The organism is Amycolatopsis sulphurea (genome assembly GCF_002564045.1).
Classification (GTDB): Bacteria; Actinomycetota; Actinomycetes; order Mycobacteriales; family Pseudonocardiaceae; genus Amycolatopsis; species Amycolatopsis sulphurea.
The window spans coordinates 3,720,856-3,736,469 of the sequence record NZ_PDJK01000002.1; the positions used below are offsets into that span (position 1 = coordinate 3,720,856).

19 protein-coding genes are annotated in these 15,614 nt (G+C 71.1%); 9 read left to right on the forward strand and 10 right to left on the reverse strand.

Translation table 11 applies throughout. The annotated features are described in order from the left end of the window. Positions 1-18 precede the first annotated feature (18 nt). Positions 19-402: an HAD-IA family hydrolase gene (locus ATK36_RS23115; protein ID WP_098513407.1), complete on the forward strand. Its 384-nt coding sequence runs from the start codon at positions 19-21 to the stop codon at positions 400-402. Here ATK36_RS23115 and ATK36_RS23120 read toward each other — a convergent pair. Beyond that, entirely contained in the window at positions 395-1,159 is a 765-nt protein-coding gene (locus ATK36_RS23120; RefSeq protein WP_098513408.1) for a TrmH family RNA methyltransferase, read from the reverse strand. The two genes, ATK36_RS23115 and ATK36_RS23120, sit on opposite strands and share 8 nt — an antisense overlap. Positions 1,160-1,193: 34 nt before the next feature. Here ATK36_RS23120 and ATK36_RS23125 point away from each other — a divergent pair, with 34 nt between their 5' ends. Beyond that, positions 1,194-2,591 carry a WS/DGAT/MGAT family O-acyltransferase gene (locus ATK36_RS23125; protein WP_098513409.1) on the forward strand — a complete coding sequence of 466 codons (1,398 nt, stop codon included), beginning with the start codon at positions 1,194-1,196 and terminating at the stop codon, positions 2,589-2,591. Continuing rightward, the gene (locus ATK36_RS23130; protein WP_098513410.1) at positions 2,588-3,079 is read left to right on the forward strand and encodes a DUF6912 family protein; all 492 of its coding nucleotides are present in this window, start codon (positions 2,588-2,590) and stop codon (positions 3,077-3,079) included. Before ATK36_RS23125 ends, ATK36_RS23130 begins: the two co-directional genes overlap by 4 nt. Positions 3,080-3,189: 110 nt before the next feature. Here ATK36_RS23130 and ATK36_RS23135 read toward each other — a convergent pair whose 3' ends face one another. The 3 genes from ATK36_RS23135 to rsgA form a co-directional block, all read right to left on the reverse strand. Next, the gene (locus ATK36_RS23135; RefSeq protein WP_098513411.1) at positions 3,190-3,984 is read right to left on the reverse strand and encodes an SCO4651 family lipoprotein; all 795 of its coding nucleotides are present in this window, start codon (positions 3,982-3,984) and stop codon (positions 3,190-3,192) included. 139 nt (positions 3,985-4,123) lie between these two features. Then, complete coding sequence (locus ATK36_RS23140) at positions 4,124-5,029, reverse strand: SCO4651 family lipoprotein (RefSeq protein ID WP_098513412.1); 906 nt, start codon at positions 5,027-5,029, stop codon at positions 4,124-4,126. Positions 5,030-5,176: 147 nt separating this feature from the next. Beyond that, on the reverse strand, positions 5,177-6,190 hold the full coding sequence (gene rsgA, locus ATK36_RS23145) for a ribosome small subunit-dependent GTPase A (RefSeq protein ID WP_098515121.1): 1,014 nt from the start codon (positions 6,188-6,190) through the stop codon (positions 5,177-5,179). A gap of 134 nt (positions 6,191-6,324) precedes the next feature. On the opposite strand from rsgA, the gene ATK36_RS23150 reads away from it, so the two are divergent. Continuing rightward, positions 6,325-7,086 carry an SOS response-associated peptidase gene (locus ATK36_RS23150; protein ID WP_098513413.1) on the forward strand — a complete coding sequence of 254 codons (762 nt, stop codon included), beginning with the start codon at positions 6,325-6,327 and terminating at the stop codon, positions 7,084-7,086. After that, a complete protein-coding gene (locus tag ATK36_RS23155) occupies positions 7,083-7,691 on the forward strand; it encodes an alpha/beta hydrolase family protein (RefSeq protein WP_098513414.1) in 609 nt (202 codons plus the stop codon). Before ATK36_RS23150 ends, ATK36_RS23155 begins: the two co-directional genes overlap by 4 nt. Before the next feature lie 64 nt (positions 7,692-7,755). Here the strand turns inward: ATK36_RS23155 and ybaK are convergent, their stop codons facing one another. Then, positions 7,756-8,244, reverse strand: coding sequence for a Cys-tRNA(Pro) deacylase (gene ybaK, locus ATK36_RS23160; protein ID WP_098513415.1), 489 nt, complete (start codon positions 8,242-8,244; stop codon positions 7,756-7,758). Between the two features lie 188 nt (positions 8,245-8,432). Between ybaK and ATK36_RS23165 the strand changes: the two genes are divergently transcribed. Next, positions 8,433-9,059: a sigma-70 family RNA polymerase sigma factor gene (locus ATK36_RS23165; RefSeq protein ID WP_098515122.1), complete on the forward strand. Its 627-nt coding sequence runs from the start codon at positions 8,433-8,435 to the stop codon at positions 9,057-9,059. Beyond that, positions 9,056-9,376, forward strand: a complete 321-nt coding sequence (gene rsrA, locus ATK36_RS23170) for a mycothiol system anti-sigma-R factor (protein WP_098513416.1) — start codon at positions 9,056-9,058, stop codon at positions 9,374-9,376. The genes ATK36_RS23165 and rsrA overlap by 4 nt, the downstream gene beginning before the upstream one ends. Positions 9,377-9,445: 69 nt before the next feature. On the opposite strand, the gene ATK36_RS34780 is transcribed toward rsrA, so the two are convergent. Further along, on the reverse strand, positions 9,446-9,520 hold the full coding sequence (locus ATK36_RS34780) for a 50S ribosomal protein bL37 (RefSeq protein ID WP_098515123.1): 75 nt from the start codon (positions 9,518-9,520) through the stop codon (positions 9,446-9,448). Between the two features lie 200 nt (positions 9,521-9,720). Here ATK36_RS34780 and ATK36_RS23180 point away from each other — a divergent pair, with 200 nt between their 5' ends. Beyond that, positions 9,721-11,241, forward strand: coding sequence for a sensor histidine kinase (locus ATK36_RS23180; RefSeq protein ID WP_098513417.1), 1,521 nt, complete (start codon positions 9,721-9,723; stop codon positions 11,239-11,241). Between the two features lie 314 nt (positions 11,242-11,555). On the opposite strand, the gene ATK36_RS23185 is transcribed toward ATK36_RS23180, so the two are convergent. Further along, positions 11,556-11,810, reverse strand: a complete 255-nt coding sequence (locus tag ATK36_RS23185; RefSeq protein WP_098515124.1) for a WhiB family transcriptional regulator — start codon at positions 11,808-11,810, stop codon at positions 11,556-11,558. A gap of 258 nt (positions 11,811-12,068) precedes the next feature. Further along, the gene (locus tag ATK36_RS23190) at positions 12,069-13,010 is read right to left on the reverse strand and encodes a diacylglycerol/lipid kinase family protein (RefSeq protein ID WP_098513418.1); all 942 of its coding nucleotides are present in this window, start codon (positions 13,008-13,010) and stop codon (positions 12,069-12,071) included. Positions 13,011-14,007: 997 nt separating this feature from the next. Here ATK36_RS23190 and ATK36_RS23200 point away from each other — a divergent pair. Next, complete coding sequence (locus ATK36_RS23200) at positions 14,008-14,490, forward strand: hypothetical protein (RefSeq protein WP_098513419.1); 483 nt, start codon at positions 14,008-14,010, stop codon at positions 14,488-14,490. A gap of 11 nt (positions 14,491-14,501) precedes the next feature. Here ATK36_RS23200 and ATK36_RS23205 read toward each other — a convergent pair whose 3' ends face one another. After that, positions 14,502-14,984 (reverse strand): GNAT family N-acetyltransferase, encoded by a 483-nt coding sequence (locus ATK36_RS23205; RefSeq protein WP_098513420.1) that lies wholly within the window; start codon positions 14,982-14,984, stop codon positions 14,502-14,504. Between the two features lies 1 nt (position 14,985). Continuing rightward, positions 14,986-15,576: an acid phosphatase gene (locus ATK36_RS23210; protein WP_098513421.1), complete on the reverse strand. Its 591-nt coding sequence runs from the start codon at positions 15,574-15,576 to the stop codon at positions 14,986-14,988. Positions 15,577-15,614: the final 38 nt, after the last annotated feature.

The window sequence follows — 15,614 nt, forward strand, 5'->3', positions numbered from 1 at the left end:
CCGGATACCCTGGATGACGTGCTGAAAGGCTTGCTGGTCGATTACGCGGGGGTGCTCACCGACCCGGACGCGCACCTGCTCTTCGACTACCTCCATGCCGCCCGTGCCCGGGGTACCCGGACCGCGCTGGTGTCCAACGCGCCCGGGGCCGCGCCAGGGGCGAAAGCCGCGCTGGGCGAGTATTTCGACGCGCTGGTGTTCTCCGGTGAGGCCGGGGTCGCCAAACCGGCCCGCGGGATCTACCTGGTGGCCGCCGAGCGGCTCGGGCTGGCCGCGCCGAGCTGTGTCTTCGTGGACGACGCCGAGCGCAACGTTCGCGGGGCGGTCGAAGCGGGCATGGTCGGGGTCCACCACGTGGCTGTGCCGGAGACGCTCGCCGAGCTGGCCGTCCTGTTCAGCTGAGGCCGCGCCGTACCAGTTCGAACGACACCACGGCGGCCGCGGCGGAGACGTTCAGCGATTCCACGTCGCCGGGCATCGGAATGGTGACCCATTCGGTGACCAGTTCCGCGACTTCCGCGCCCACCCCGGCCGTTTCGCCGCCCAGCACGAAGACCGCGCGCTTCGGCAGGTCGACTTCGAACACCGTCACCCCGGCGGAGGCATCGAGCGCGTACAGGCCGTAGCCCGCCTCCATCAACAACTCCGCCGCTTCGCGGGCACTCCCGCAGCGCAGCACCGGCGCCCGGAACGCGATCCCCGCGGAGGCCTTGACCACCATCGGATCGAGCGCCGCCACGCCCCGGCGCGGCACGATCACTCCGGCCAGCCCGGCCGCGGTGGCGGTGCGCAGGATCATCCCTACGTTCGCCGGGGTGGTGATCCCGTCGAGCAGCAGCAGCCGCTCCGGCGGGCGGCGGTCCGCCAGCGCCGCGGCCAGCGCGCGCATCCGCGGCGCGACCACGTCCGCCAGCACGCCCTGGTCCTGTTTTCCGTTGCCGGCCAGCACTTTCACCCGATGCGCGCTGGCCCGCCGCACGGGCACGCCGGCCGTCTTCGCGGCGCGCTGGATCTCCGCGGCGGCCGGGCCGCGCGCGGTGTCGGCGAGGATCACCTTGTCCACGCGCAAGTCCGCGTCCGCGAGCGCCTCCAGCACCGGTTTGCGCCCGTAGACGGTCAGGAATCGGTCCTTCGGGGAAACCGCCTCGTCATCACCCACACCGGTCAGTCTCGCACTGTGTAAGGATCGGCCCATGCCCGACCGCCTGTCCGCCCTCGATGCCTCGTTCCTGTACGTGGAGGACCAGACGACGCCGATGCACGTCGGCGGGGTGGCGATCTTCGACCGGCCGCCGTCCGGGTTCACCTACGAGCAGCTGCTGGCTCTCGTCGGCGCGCGGCTGGCGTTCCTGCCGCGCTACCGCCAGCGGGTGCTCGGCGTGCCGGGGCACCTGGCCCGCCCGGTGTGGGTGGACGACGTCGACTTCGATCTCAACTACCACGTCCGCCGGTCCGCGCTGCCCGAACCGGGCAGTGACGAGCAGCTGTTCGACCTGGTCGCCCGCCTGATGTCGCGCCGGCTGGCCCCGGAGCGCCCGCTCTGGGAGGCGTACTTCGTGGAGGGGCTCTCCGGCGGCCGGGTGGCGCTGGTCACCAAGACCCATCCGTCCGTTGTGGACGGTATCGGCACGATCGATCTCGGCCAGCTCATCCTCGAGGAGACCCCGGCGCCGCCGGAGCCGTTCGAGGACCTGTGGACCCCGCGCCGGGAACCGAGCCGCACGCAGCTGGTGCTCGACGCGGTAAGCGAGGCCGTGCAGCGGCCCGGCGAGCTGGCCGAGAACGTCCGGGCCGCCGCCACCGACGCGGTCGCCACGGTGGGCAAGGTCGCCGAGACTCTCGGTGGTGTCGCGTCCACGGTGGTGCGGCCCGCGCCGTCCGGACCGCTGAACGTTCGTGTGTCCGGTGGCCGGATGTTCGCCGTCGTGCGCACGCGGCTGGACGACTTCCGGTCGGTCCGCGCGAAGCACGGGGGCACGGTCAACGACGTCATTCTCGCCGCGATCACCGGCGCGCTGCGGGAGTGGCTGCTGTCCCGTGGCGAGAGCCTGACGCCGACCTCCACCGTGCGCGCGCTCGTGCCGATGGCGGTCAACGATGCGGAAACGGCCGAGTACGCCACTCCCGCGCTGATCGGCAACGAGGTCGCCGCGTACCTGGTCGACCTGCCGGTGGGCGAGCCGAATCCGGTACTGCGGCTGCAGCACATCGGCCACGCGATGACCGACCATCTCGACTCCGGCCGTTCGGTGGCCGCGCGCGGGCTGCTCAAGGTCAGCGGGTTCGCCCCGGCCACCCTGCACTCGCTGGGTGCGCGGGCGGGCGGGTCGCTGTCCGGGCGGATCTTCAACCTGATGATCACCAATTCCCCCGGCCCGCAGGTGCCGGTGTACGCGGGGGAGGCGAGACTGGTGGAGATGTTCCCGGTGATGCCGCTGATGCGCACCCAGGCGCTGGCGATCGGGGTCACGTCCTACCACGGTGGCGTCTACTTCGGACTCAACGGCGACCGCAAGGCCGCTTACGACGTCGGGCTGCTCGGCGGGATGATCGAGGAAGCGTTGGAAGAGCTGAAGGGGGCGCACTGGTGAGGGTTTATCTGCCGGCCACGATCGCGATGCTGCGGGACTTCGAGGCGAGCGGGGAGTTCCGCGCCCGCAGCGGTACCGGGTTCGCGCTCACCCCGGCGCTGCGCGAGGCGTACGTGAGCGGCTCGGACGAGGAGCTGGAGTACGCCGCGCTGCTCGACGCGGCCAGGGCGTCGTTGCGCCTGATCGCCGCGGAGGAGAAGGGCGAGCCCCGTCGTGTGGTGGTCTCCGTGGACGTGGACGACGTCACCTTGCGTGCCGATCTCGATGCCCCCGTGGTCCGCCTCGCCGGTCCGGTCCCGAGGTCGAAGGTCGCCGCGATCCACGTGGACGCCGCCGAGGCAGCCGACGCGGTGGCCGCCGCAGCCGCCGTGATCGACGCCGCGGACCTTGGGGACGAGGACGCGGAATTCACCTTGGGCGATGCCGAGGACCACGAACTGGCCTGGTACGCGCCCCAGGAGCTGCCGTTCCTGCTGGAACTGCTTTAGCCGGGCTGTCCTCGATCCGGCCGCCGGTCCTCTGGACGAAGGCTGTGAAGGGCCCCTTCACGGACTCTGAGTCTGTGAAGGGCCCCTTCACAGCCTTGCTGACGGTCGGCTCATCGGCCGGTGAGCGTGCCCACGTCGGCCGCGGGGGGCGGGTCGACGGTGACCGGAGACCCCCAGCCGGAGTACCGCGCGGTGATCCGGGCGTCCCCGGTCTCGCCGGTGGCTTGCAGCACCGGCGACAGGTCCAGCACCAGCTGTACCGGCCGGTGCTGCGGATCGAGCCACAGGTCGAGCGGGACCGTGGCGCCGCGGCCGGCCAGTTGCGCCATCGCGTCGGCGGGCAGGCCCGCGGGCAGTTCGGAGCCGAGCTTCGCCAGGTCCACGGTCAGCCGGTAGTGCTCGACCGGGGCGTCGCCGAGGCGGGTCTGTTCGCTGGTGGTCAGCGTGCCTGCCGTGCGCACCTGGGCGAGCGTGCGACCGGGGTCGTTCTGCTCGGCCAGCTGGGTCAGGCTGCCGCCGAGAACCTGCGAAAGCGGGTCGTTGCCCTCCGGCGACACTTGCACCCACGGCTTGCCGCCGGTCACCTGATCCCGTGCGTCGGCGGGCACCTTCGCGTACAGCGCGCGGTTCACCAGCCGCAGTTCGAGCGGCTCGCCGACGTAGTCCGTGGTCATTTTCAGCGCGGTCCCGGACGGGTCGAACCGGGCCTGTCCGGTGCCGTGCGACACGAACGTCCCCGCGGTGACGTCGGTGGTGAACTCCGCCGACCGACCGGCGAGGGTCGCCGCCGTGGCCGCGTCGGCGAGCGTTCGCGCGTCGGCGAACCGCTGGGGCTCGTCGTCCGAGCAGCCGGCCAATGCTGCCGCAAGCACCACCACGGCACCCGCCACCGCCGTCCTGCGCATCCGGAAACCCCCCACTGACCGGCGAAAAGAGCCCTTACCCAAGCACAGCTCGCGGTTACTGCTCATTCGGGGGAACGCGGGCAGCCGAAAAACAAGCCCCGAGCCGGCCGGCTCGGGGCTTGTCACCGCAGGATCGGCCTCAGCGGCCGCCGCCCATCTTCTTCGCGATCTCGCCGAAGTCGCTCACCTGATCGGCCGGCGGTGCGGCGACGTCCACCGGGGCGCCCCAGCCGGAGTACTTGACGGTGATCTTGCCCGGCCCCTGCGTGCCCGCGCCCATGGCCCGCATCAGCGAGCTCTCGTCCATGGTCACCTGCAGCGGCAGCTGGTCCTTGTCCAGCCACAGCTCGGCCGGGAGCTTGATGTCCTTGCCCGCCAGCATCTTCGTCATCTGGTCCTTGGCCTCCGCCGGCAGGTCGCCGGTGAACTGCCCGATCGCCTTCTGCACGTCCAGTTCGACCCGGTAGTGGTTGACCTCCTGGCCGTCCAGCCGGGTCTGGTCGGAGCTGACGATCCGGCCGGCCTTGGCGACCTGCTCAAGGATCTGCGTCGGGTCGCTCTGCTTCGAGGCCTGCTGCATCGACTTGCTCAGGGACTGCGAAATCGGGTCGTTGGCGTCCGCCGCGATCTTCAGCCACGGCTTGTCCGTGCCGAACTGCTTGGCCTGGCCGGAGGGCACCTTCAGGTAGAGGGTGTTGTCCAGGTAACGCATCTCGGTGGAGCCGTCCGGGGTGTTCATGGTCATGGTGAACTTCTGGCCCTGGCCGTCGAAGCTCATCGCGCCGGTCGCGGTGACCGACTGGCCGCCCATGGACATGTCCATCGACATCTTCGCCGATTTGGACTTCTCGGTGCCCTGCTTGGCCGCGTCGGCCAGCTTGAGCACGTCGCCGAACGGCGCGGCGAGGCCGCCGCCCCCGGCGGACTGGTCCTGCGCCTGGCCGGCCGGGGAGGCCGTGCCGCTCTCGGTGTTCGCACCACACCCGGTCAGGACGAGTGCCAGCGCGGCACCCGCGGCGACGGCGAAGGTCGTGGTCTTGCGCATGTGCGTTCCCCCAGGGAATCGGTTCTCATCCGGTGTTGCCCCTGCAGTATCGGCGGATCTCCGTAGTGGTTACACCTGTTCGGGTGAAATCGCCAGGGCGATACCGGATCGGTACGGATCGGACGTTACCTGTCCGCAGATGGTTCCTCAGGATTCCGCGCCGCCCGCCCGGGACACCAGCAGCCGTCGCAGCGAGGCCAGCCGGTCCGCACCCGCCGGGTGCTGCTGCACGACCTCGTCCAGCGCGCAGTCCGGGTCCTCCGGCGGGCCGAGGTGCCCGCAGTTCGGCGGGCACTCCTCGGCGGCTTCGGCGAACTCGTCGAACGCGTCGACGATGTCGTCCGCGGTCACGTGCGCCAGGCCGAACGACCGGATTCCCGGCGTGTCGATCACCCAGCCGCCGCCGGGCAGCGGCAACGGCAGCGCGACCGCCGCCACCGAGGTGTGCCGCCCCTTGCCCACCGCGCTCACGTCGCCGGTGGCGAGTGCGGCGTCCGGGACCAGGCGGTTGACCAATGTCGACTTGCCGACTCCGGAATGTCCGACGAGCGCGGTCACCCGGCCCGCCAGCCGCTGCGCGAGTCCCTCCGGCGGCTCGTCGTGCCGGGTCACGACGGCGGGCACGTCCAGCCCCGCGTAGCCGGCGAGCAGGACGTCCGGGCTCGCCAGATCCGCTTTCGTCAGGCACAGCACCGGATCCAGCCCGCCCGCGTAACTGGCGACCAGGCACCGGTCGATGAATCCGGGGCGGGGGAGCGGGTCCGCCAGCGCGGTGACGATGAGCAGCTGCGCGGCGTTGGCCACCACCACCCGCTCGTGGGGATCGGTGTCGTCCGCGGTGCGCCGCAGCACGCTGGTCCGCTCGTCCACGCGGACGATCCGGGCGAGCGTGTCCGGCCGTCCGGACACGTCCCCGACCAGCGCGACCCAGTCGCCCACGACCACCGAGACCCGGCCGAGCTCGCGGGCCCGCATGGCGGTCACCAGCCCGTCCGGATCGGCGTCCAGCGCGCAGGTCCAGCGGCCGCGGTCCTTGCCGACGACCATCGCGGTGACCGCGTCGGCGTGCTCGGGCCTGCGCTTGCTGCGGGGCCTGGAACCCTTGCCGGGACGGATCCGCACGTCGGATTCGTCCAGCCGTCTCCAGTCGCCTCGCGCCAAACCGCCCACGTCCTCCCGGTCGTCCTGCCCGGGTCCTGCCGGAGCCCGTGCCTGGTCGAATGATCCCACGCGCCTCGCGCGGCGCCCCTCCAGCGTGCAACGATGGCCTGGCGAGCATCCCCGAGGAGGTTGGCATGTGCGGCCGTTACGCCGCGACGAAGGACCCGGCGAAGCTGGTCGAGGAGTTCGCCGCGGTCGACCTGACCGAGGGCCGGGTGCGGGCGGACCACAACGTGGCGCCCACCAAGAACGTGGTCACCGTGGTGCAGCGGCATCCCCGCGACGCCGAAGGCCAGGTGCTCGGCGACGAGCCGGCGCAGCGCTCATTGCGGATGATGCGCTGGGGTCTCGTGCCCTTCTGGGCGAAGGACCCGTCGGCCGGCTCCCGCATGATCAACACCCGCGCGGAGACGGCGAAGGAGAAGCCCGCGTTCAAGCGTGCCCTCGCCGCGCGGCGGTGCCTGGTCCCCGCGGACGGCTGGTTCGAGTGGCGGCGCACGGGCAAGGAGAAGGAGCCGTTCTACATGACGGATCCGGACGGCGCCTCGCTCGCGTTCGCCGGGATCTGGGAGACCTGGCGGCCGAAGGACGACGCGGACGCCGAGCCGTTGATCACCTTCTCGATCCTCACCACCGATGCCGACGGCCGGCTCACCGAGGTGCACCACCGGATGCCGCTGATCGTGCCGCGGACGCACTGGGACGGCTGGCTCGACCCGGATCGCTCCGAAGTGGACGGTCTGCTCGTGCCCACTCCGCCGGAGATCGTGGAATCGCTGGAACTGCGCCCGGTTTCGAGCCTGGTCAACAACGTCCGCAACAACGGCCCGGAGCTGCTGCAGCGCATGGAACCCGACCAGCCGGTGGACGCGCTGTTCGACGTGCCGGCGACATGACCACCCTCGAAATCCCCACCGAACACGGCCCCGCGCGAGCCGAGCTGCACTGCGCGAAGGACGGCGTCGCGGTACTGGTGCTCGGCCACGGCGCGGGCGGCGGCATCGGGGCGAAAGACCTGGTGACGGTGGCCGGCGCGGCCAAAGCGGCGGGCGTGCACGTGGCGCTGGTCGAACAGCCCTACCGCGTGGCCGGCCGCCGCGCCCCCGCCCCGGCCGCGCAGCTGGACACGGCCTGGCTCACCGTCGTGGACGAACTGTCCACTCGATTCGCCGCGCTGCCGCTGGTGTTCGGCGGCCGCTCGTCCGGCGCCCGCGTGGCCTGCCGCACGTCCGGCGCGGGCCAGGCGGTCGCGGTGCTGTGCCTGGCTTTCCCGGAGCATCCGCCGGGCCGCCCGGAGAAGACCCGTCAGCCGGAACTGGACGCGGTGACCGTCCCGGCGTTGATCATCCAGGGCGAGAGCGACCCCTTCGGCCGTCCGGCGCCCGCTCCGCACCGCGAGATCGTCCTGGTCCCCGGTGACCACAGCCTGTCCAAGGACCTGGACACCGTGGCCCGCGCCACGACGGAATGGCTGGGCCGGGTCCTCCGCCCGCACCTCTGACTTCGCCCCGGGTCCAGGGCTGTGAAGGGGCCCTTCACGGACTCAGAGTCCGTGAAGGGCCCCTTCACAGCTTTTGCGGCGCGGAAATGGCCGCGACCACCGCGCTGGTAAGGCGGGTCAGCTCGGCCGGGGGCAGTTCCACCTCCAGCCCGCGGCGTCCGCCCGAGCAGTAGATCGTCGGGAACCGTGCCGCGGACTCGTCCAGCACGACCGGGAGACGGGTGCGGTGGCCCAGCGGGGAAATGCCGCCCAGCACGTAGCCGGTCGCCCGCTGGGCGGCCGCCGGGTCGGCCATTTTCGCGCGTTTCCCGCCCGTGGCGGCGGCCAGTGCCTTGAGGTCCAGCTGGCCGGTCACCGGGACCACGCCGACAGTGAGCCTGCCGTCCACCTCCGCGACCAGGGTCTTGAACACCCGTGCCGGGTCCAGCTCCAGCGCCTCCACCGCTTCCAGGCCGTACGACTCGGCCCGCGGGTCGTGGTCGTACACGTGCACCGTGTGCGGCACCTGCTGTTTCGAGAGCAGCGCCGTCGCCGGGGTTCCCTTGCCTGCCATGGGCGCCGAGTCTAAAACCGCACGGGAATGCGGTGCGGCCGCCTTCTGTTGAACCGGGCGTGACCACCACGCTCGCCACTCCACGACCCAGCGCCGGCCGTGCCCGGGCCGGTCTGCCCGGTTCGCGCGTAAACTCGAGGACGCTGTATGCGCGTCCGCGCATCGAAGCCGAACGGGAAGGGAACGGTTTGCCGAGCACGTCCAACTCCGCGCCGGAGACCGCGGCCGACGAGGTGGAGCTCGCCGAGCGCTTCGAGCGCGACGCGATGCCCCTGCTCGACCAGTTGTATTCGGCCGCGATGCGGATGACCCGCAACCCCGCCGACGCCGAGGACCTGGTCCAGGAGACCTACCTGAAGGCCTACGCGGCGTTCGCGTCCTTCAAGGCCGGCACGAACCTCAAGGCGTGGATGTACCGCATCCTCACCAACACCTATATCAACGGCTATCGCAAACGTCAGCGGCAGCCGGTGCAGCAGCCGACGGAGGAGATCTCCGACTGGCAGATCGCCCGTGCGGAGAGCCACACCTCCCGGGGGCTGCGCTCGGCCGAAGTCGAGGCGATGGACAACCTGCCCGACACCGACGTCAAGGCGGCGCTGCAGAAGCTGCCCGGGGAGTTCCGGCTGGCGGTCTACCTCGCCGATGTCGAGGGCTTCGCGTACAAGGAGATCGCCGAGATCATGGACACGCCGATCGGGACCGTGATGTCGCGGCTGCACCGCGGCCGCGCCCAGCTGCGCGACCTGCTGGCCGAGGTCGCGCGCGAGCGTGGCTTCATCCGCGGGGGTCGCGAGGAGGTGGCCAAGCGATGAGCACGGATGACGCGTCGAAGGCCAGGATGCGCTGCGAGGACGCGCTGGCCGAGATCTACCTGCTGCTGGACCGCGAGTGCAGTCCGCAGCGGGACGCGGAGCTGCGGCGCCACATCGAGGACTGCCCGCCGTGCCTGGCGGAGTACGGCATCGACGATCAGCTCAAGCAGCTGCTGGCCCGCAAGTGTGGTGGCGAGCACGCGCCCGCCGAGCTGAAGAGCCGGTTGCGTGCCTCGATCCGGCAGACCGTGGCCACCCGGGGCGGGGTCACCGTGGAGCGCGCCGAGCTCACCGTCGAGCAGCAGACCGGCGAATAACCCGCCGCCGGACGACGACGACCCCCGTACCGATCCGGTGCGGGGGTCGTGCCGTGTCCGGGCGCGAACTCAGGCGTTGGGCTTCTTGCCGTGGTTGGCGCCGTTCTTCTTGCGGTCGCGACGCTTGCGGGCGCGCTTCGACATACTTCTCTCCTCTGTGCGCGGCCTGGCCCGGAAAAGCACCGGCCGGGCTCGGGTCAACCTCTCCAGTGTGGCATGCGGGTCCGGGCTGAGCGGCGGCACCCGGGCGGATCGCCGTACTCTCGGTAGAGGGCAGGAGCCGAGGAGGAGGCCGGGATGACCGATCGCAGCAAGGTGCCCGTGGCGGGGAGGGATCGCTGACCGTGTCCACGCTCTCCGATCTGCTCGCCGAGAACACCGGCCTGCCCGGCGCGGCGGCCGACCACCTGCAGACCGTCGTCGCGGAGTGGCAGCTGCTCGCCGACCTGTCCTTCGCCGACTTCCTGCTGTGGGTCCCGGTCGCCCCCGAACTGCGCCAGGACGGCGGCGATTTCGTGTGCGTCGCGCATGCCCGCCCGACCACCGCGCCCACCGCGCACCCGGAGGACGTGGTCGGCACCCGGTTCACCGTCGACGAGCACCCGCAGCTGGCCAAGGCCATGCGCGAGAAGAAGATCGGCCGCGAGGAGGATCCGCACTGGTACCGCGATCTGCCGATGCGGCGGGAGGCGGTGCCGGTGAGTTTCGGCGGGGAGATGATCGCGGTGCTCAGCCGCGAGACGAACCTCGCCGCCCCGCGGGTGCCGAGCCCGCTGGAGATCGCCTACCTCGGCAGTGCCGGCGACCTGTGCCAGATGATCGTGGACGGGACCTTCCCGCCGGCCGGCGGCAATCAGACCGACACGCACACCAGCCCGCGGGTCGGCGACGGCCTGGTCCGGCTCGACACCGGCGGCACCGTGGTGTTCGCCAGCCCCAACGGCCTGTCCGCCTATCACCGGATGGGCCACGAATCCGATCTGGTCGGGCAGCGGCTGGCCCCGTTGACCCGGTCACTGATCCGGGACCCGTTCGACGCCACCGAGGTTTCGCACCGGATCATCGAGGCGCTGGACGGCAAACCGTCCTCGCGGACCGAGGCCGATTCGAAGCTCGGCGCGGTGGTGCTGTTCCGCGCGCTGCCGCTGCGCCCGGCCGGACAGGCCGCCGGGGCGCTGGTGCTGGTCCGCGACGTGACCGAGGTCAAGCGCCGGGACCGCGCGCTGCTGTCGAAGGACGCGACGATTCGCGAGATCCACCACCGGGTCAAGAACAATCTGCAGACCGTGGCCGCCCTGCTGCGGCTGCAGTCGCGGCGGACCACCAGCGAGGAGGCGCGGCTCGCGCTGGGCGAGTCGGTGCGCCGGGTCTCCTCGATCGCGATGGTGCACGAGGCGTTGTCCATTTCCGTGGACGAGCGGGTGGATCTGGACAAGCTGCTCGACAACGTGCTGCCGATGGTCGGCGAGGTGGCCACGGCCGAATCGCAGGTCGGGCTGACTCGCACGGGCTCGTGCGGGGTGGTGGTCGCGGAGATCGCCACACCATTGGTGATGGTGCTCGCCGAACTGGTGCAGAACGCCATCGAGCACGCTTTCCCGCATGGCCGTCCCGGCAAGGTCGAACTCATCGTGGAACGGTCCGCGCGCTGGCTGGACGTGCTGATCCGGGACAACGGGCGCGGCCTGCCGTCCGGATTCTCGCTGGAGCGCAGCGACGGGCTGGGGCTGCAGATCGTGCGCACGCTGGTGGAGTCGGAACTGCGCGGATCGCTTTCACTGCGCAAGATTCGTACCGACGACGCGGGCAACCGGGTGCCGGGCACCGAGGCCGCGCTGCGGATTCCGTTGTCCCGTCGGCTTTGAGCCCGGCCCGGGGTGTACATAGTGGACTGATCCACATCGGACACTCGGGTGCGGACACGGCGAAGGGCCGGTACCCGAGGCGGTACCGGCCCGTTCGACGGTTCTGCTGAGACGGCACCCGGGTGCGGATGACCCGTCTCACGTTGCTAAGATTGAACCGGAGATGTATCAGCCCCGACCGGGCGAGCGCAGAAATAGGCCCGCCCGGTGAATCGCGGTGCTGCATGGTTCTTGCTGTGCCGGTACCGATGGTGCGTGGTGCCGGGTTTTTCGGTGCTACCGGTTCTGGGTGGTGCTACTGAGCCGGAGAAGGCTCAGGCGGTGGTCCGCGTGCCGATGTACGTACGGCGGCGCTTGAGCGCGCGTCGCTCGTCCTCGCTCATGCCGCCCCACACGCCGGCGTCCTGGCCGCTGGCCAGAGCCCAGGCCAGGCAGTCGGAAGCGACGGTGCAGCGGTGGCACACGGCCTTCGCCTCGGAGACCTGCAGCAGAGCCGGACCGCTGGTTCCCACCGGGAAGAACAGCTCGGGGTCCTCGTCTCGGCAGGCCGCATCGTGGCGCCAGTCCATGTTCGTGAGCTCCTTCATAGTGGCGCGGGAAGACCGCGCCACAGTCGTCATGGCGGTCGTGTTTTTGGGTGCTTGTGAATGCTTTCACGAAGCACCGCGTTCGACAAGGGTTTCCGGAAGATCGGTGAGTCAGCTCACCCGGCCGAGTTATGCCTCTGACCTGCGGTTTCTGTCCGAAACGGCGGTGTTGGCGGAAGGCCGATGCGGTGAGTGGAGGTTCTGCGTCGACGAACGGCAGCGACACTTTGCCGCGGACGATCAGTGGTCATTCGGTGACGCGATTACCGTGAGTGCGTCCGGCACGCTCTGGAATTCCACGCGCGTCCGCTGCCCCACGAGGTCGCCGTCGACCTGGAAATTCACCGGCTGAGCTGCGTCGATGCGGATCAGCGGCAGATCGTCGCGGCGCAGCAGCCGCCGACCCCGCTGGTCGCTGTCGGTGAGCAGGGCCTGCCGTACATGCGTGAACACGGTGGGCAACCGCAGACCGCTCAACGCGAACAGGCCCAGCCCGGTCTCGAACGAGCAGCCCGCGTTCAGATGCACCGGACGCCCGCCCAGGTAGGTCCACGGATCGGTGTTCGACACGAACGCGGTCAGCACCTCCGCCGGTTCCTCCCCCTGAATCCGCACGGTCAGCGTCGGACGGCCGTGCGGCGGGCGGAAGTAGGAGCGCACCGCGGCCCGCATGTACAGGCTCGGGCTGGTCTGCTTGCCCCGGCGTTTCGCGACCCGGCCGACCACGTCGGCGTCCCAGCCGAGCCCGGCGTTGAAGGTGAACCAGTGCCGGTCGGCCAGCCCCAGCCCGATCCGGCGGTGCAGGTTCTGCTCAAGCGCGGTGAGCAGCAGGTGAGTGGCCTCGACCGGATCCGCGGGCAGCCCGAGCGCACGGGCGAAGACGTTGGCCGAACCGCCGGGCACCACGCCCAGCATCGGCACGGAGCCCGCCCCGCCGGGACGCCCGTCGCAATCGGCGAGCAGCCCGTTCACGACCTCGTTCACCGTGCCGTCCCCGCCGTGCGCCACGACCAGGTCGATCCCGTCGCGCGCGGCCGCTCTGGCCACGGCCATCGCGTGGCCGCGGTAGTCGGTCTCCACGACGTCGAGCTTGACGTCGCTGGCCAGCGCGTGCGCCAGCACGTCCCGGCCACCGGCGGTGGTCGAGGTGGCCTGCGGGTTTACGACGAGGATGGCGCGCACTACCGCAGAGTAGGTGACGTCCGCCCGGCACGAGAACCTCCCGGGACCACAAGGTGACGCGAAGCTCAGGCGGGGATGAACAGGATCCCGTCGCGGTGTGGTGGTCCCGGCGGTGGCCTGGTGTGGGTGGTGCTGTGGTCCTGGCTGCGGCGCAGGGTGCACGGTGTCCCGGTCCCGGTCCCGGTCCCGGTCCCGGTCCCGGTCCCGGTCCCGGCCCCGGTGCCAGTCCCAGTTCCAGTCCCGGTGTTCCAGTCCCGGTGCCGGTCTCGGTCTCGGTCCCGGTGCGGGCGGGGCGGGTGTGGTGATTCCGGCCGCGGCGCGGCGTGCGCGGTGTGGTGGTCCCTCCCGGTCCCGGCGCGGTATAGGCGGTGTGGGCGTCCCAGCCCGGCGCATTGGTCCTGGCGCAGCGCGATGGTTGCCAAGCCGCGGGGAGGGCTTGGGCGACGTGGACAGGGTTGCCGCGGGGCTCGGCAGGCCGCCGGAGGTCCGGATTGGATGCTGTGAAGGGGCCCTTCACGGACTCTGAGTCCGTGAAGGGCCCCTTCACAGCCATTGGCCAGGCTGCGGGGCGGGGCGGGTTGCGGCAGTCGCGGCCGGGTGGGTTCGTGGCCCGTGCGGCGAAGGGCATGTGGGGCGACGGCCGGCGATGCCCTGGGCGCAGCAGCGGATGCCCAGCCGCTCATCAGGCACAGCGGCGGACCCCCGGTACCACGTACCCGCTTGCCCGGCCGCGGAGACCCGGTCCGGAGGCGGCGGAACGTCCCGATTACCGATGCGACCCTGTGGCGGGCGCCCTCCTTTGCGCACGGCAAAACAGCACGTCGTGACAAGTGCACCCGGGCCGACCGCCCGCTCATCGACGACACCATGATTTTTACCTGACCGCCGCCATGCGAAAACGGCCGACCGGGTGGCATACCATCGAAGCTGCTCACGCACGGTGACTCGCGCTGGTCGGGTGCCTGTGCTCCCGCAAAGCAGCTGAAAGGCCGCCCCTGTGCCGCACTCGGAAGACCTGCCGCCCACGCCGATCGAGGTGCGCCTTGCCGGGGTGTTCACCGGACTGCCCGGCCTCGGGCTGCTGGTCTTCGGCGTGGTGATCCTCCTGGAAGGACTCGACACGCCGCCTCGCCTGGGCAACAACATCTGGGCCGAATTCGGCACCTTCGCGGTGATGGCGCTGGCGTTCCTCGCCGCGTCGGCAGGGCTGGTGCTCGGCCGCACCTGGGCACGTTCGCCGGGCGTGGTCGTCGCGTTGCTGCTGATCGGGGTCGGCTGGTACATCCTCGGCCCGTCGGAGCAGCCGGTCTGGGGCGTGCCGATCGGGCTGTGCGGGATCGCCTCGCTGGTGCTGTTGTTCCGCCGGCCGTCCCGCGCGTGGGCGCTGGGTATGCACGACGACGAGACCGAGGAAGAAGCGGCCGAACGCGGTGGCCTGGCAGGCCGTCGCGCGGAGCGGGAACGGCGCGAACGCGACTGACGGGTCGTCGCTCAGGCGTCTCCGGCCAGGGCGTGCAGTGGACCGTCGGTGAGCCGGTAGGTCGTCCACTCGTCCTGGGGGAGTGCGCCGAGTGCGCGGTAGAACCCGGTGGCCGGGTTCCAGTTCAGCACCGCCCACTCCAGCCGGGGGTAGCCGCGGGTAACGCATTCCTGCGCGAGCGCGGCCAGCAGCGCCTTTCCGAGCCCGGAGCCACGCAGTTGCTCGCGGACGAACAGGTCCTCGAGATAGATCCCGTGTTCGCCGCGCCAGGTGGAGAAGCTGAGGAACCACAAGGCGAATCCGCCGATCGCACCGTCCACTTCGGCCACATGACCGAACAACGCGGGGGTGTCGGAGAACAGCGCGGTGTGCAGCTGCGCGGCGGTGAGGTGGCATTCGCCGGGGGCGCGCTCGTAGTCGGCGAGCGCGTACACCAGCTCCACCACTGCGTCGACGTCCTCCGGGCGGACTCGCCGTACGCGGGGGTCGGTCACTTCACGCCTCCAGCGCGGGCAGCAGGTTCAGGTGCTCGATCTGCGGCTCGCCGCGCTCGTCGCCGAGTACCACGAGGCCGGCCGGGTCGAGTCCGAAGTGGACACCGGACGTCGCGGGAAGGCCGATCCAGCGCGCCACCAGCACCCGGCTGAAGTGCCCGTGGCCGACCAGGACCACGTCCCCGTTCTCGATCTCGCGGCGGGCGCGGTCGAGCAGCTTGTCCGCACGGGCGCCGACGTCCGCGGCGCTCTCCCCGCCGGGGATCGGGTGCGTCCACACCGTCCAGCCGGGCACCTGCTCGCGGATGACCGGGGTGGTCACGCCCTCGTAGTCGCCGTAGTCCCATTCGGCGAGGTCCTCGGTGACCTCGTCCACGAGCAGGCCGGCCAGCTCCGCGGTGCGCAGCGCCCGCGCGCGAGGGCTGGACAGCACGAGCTTGGCGCCGCCGAGCAACATTCGGAGGGTGCCGCCGGCGGCCCGCGCCTGTTCCTCGCCGGCTGCGGTGAGCGGGACGTCGGTGCGGCCGGTGTGCCTGCCGTTGACCGACCACTCGGTCTGGCCGTGCCGGAGGAGAAAGAGCTGATGTGCCACGGGCCCGAATATAGCCCGGTCCGACCGCGGTGGCCGGT

Coding starts and splice junctions, on each gene's coding strand:
- ATK36_RS23135 (WP_098513411.1), bottom strand. CDS start 3,984: ATGCGCAGGACGGCGGTGGCGGGTGCCGTGGTGGTGCTTGCGGCAGCA.
- rsrA (WP_098513416.1), top strand. CDS start 9,056: ATGAGCACGGATGACGCGTCGAAGGCCAGGATGCGCTGCGAGGACGCG.
- ATK36_RS23155 (WP_098513414.1), top strand. CDS start 7,083: ATGACCACCCTCGAAATCCCCACCGAACACGGCCCCGCGCGAGCCGAG.
- ATK36_RS23150 (WP_098513413.1), top strand. CDS start 6,325: ATGTGCGGCCGTTACGCCGCGACGAAGGACCCGGCGAAGCTGGTCGAG.
- ATK36_RS23185 (WP_098515124.1), bottom strand. CDS start 11,810: ATGGACTGGCGCCACGATGCGGCCTGCCGAGACGAGGACCCCGAGCTG.
- ATK36_RS23140 (WP_098513412.1), bottom strand. CDS start 5,029: ATGCGCAAGACCACGACCTTCGCCGTCGCCGCGGGTGCCGCGCTGGCA.
- ATK36_RS23125 (WP_098513409.1), top strand. CDS start 1,194: ATGCCCGACCGCCTGTCCGCCCTCGATGCCTCGTTCCTGTACGTGGAG.
- ybaK (WP_098513415.1), bottom strand. CDS start 8,244: ATGGCAGGCAAGGGAACCCCGGCGACGGCGCTGCTCTCGAAACAGCAG.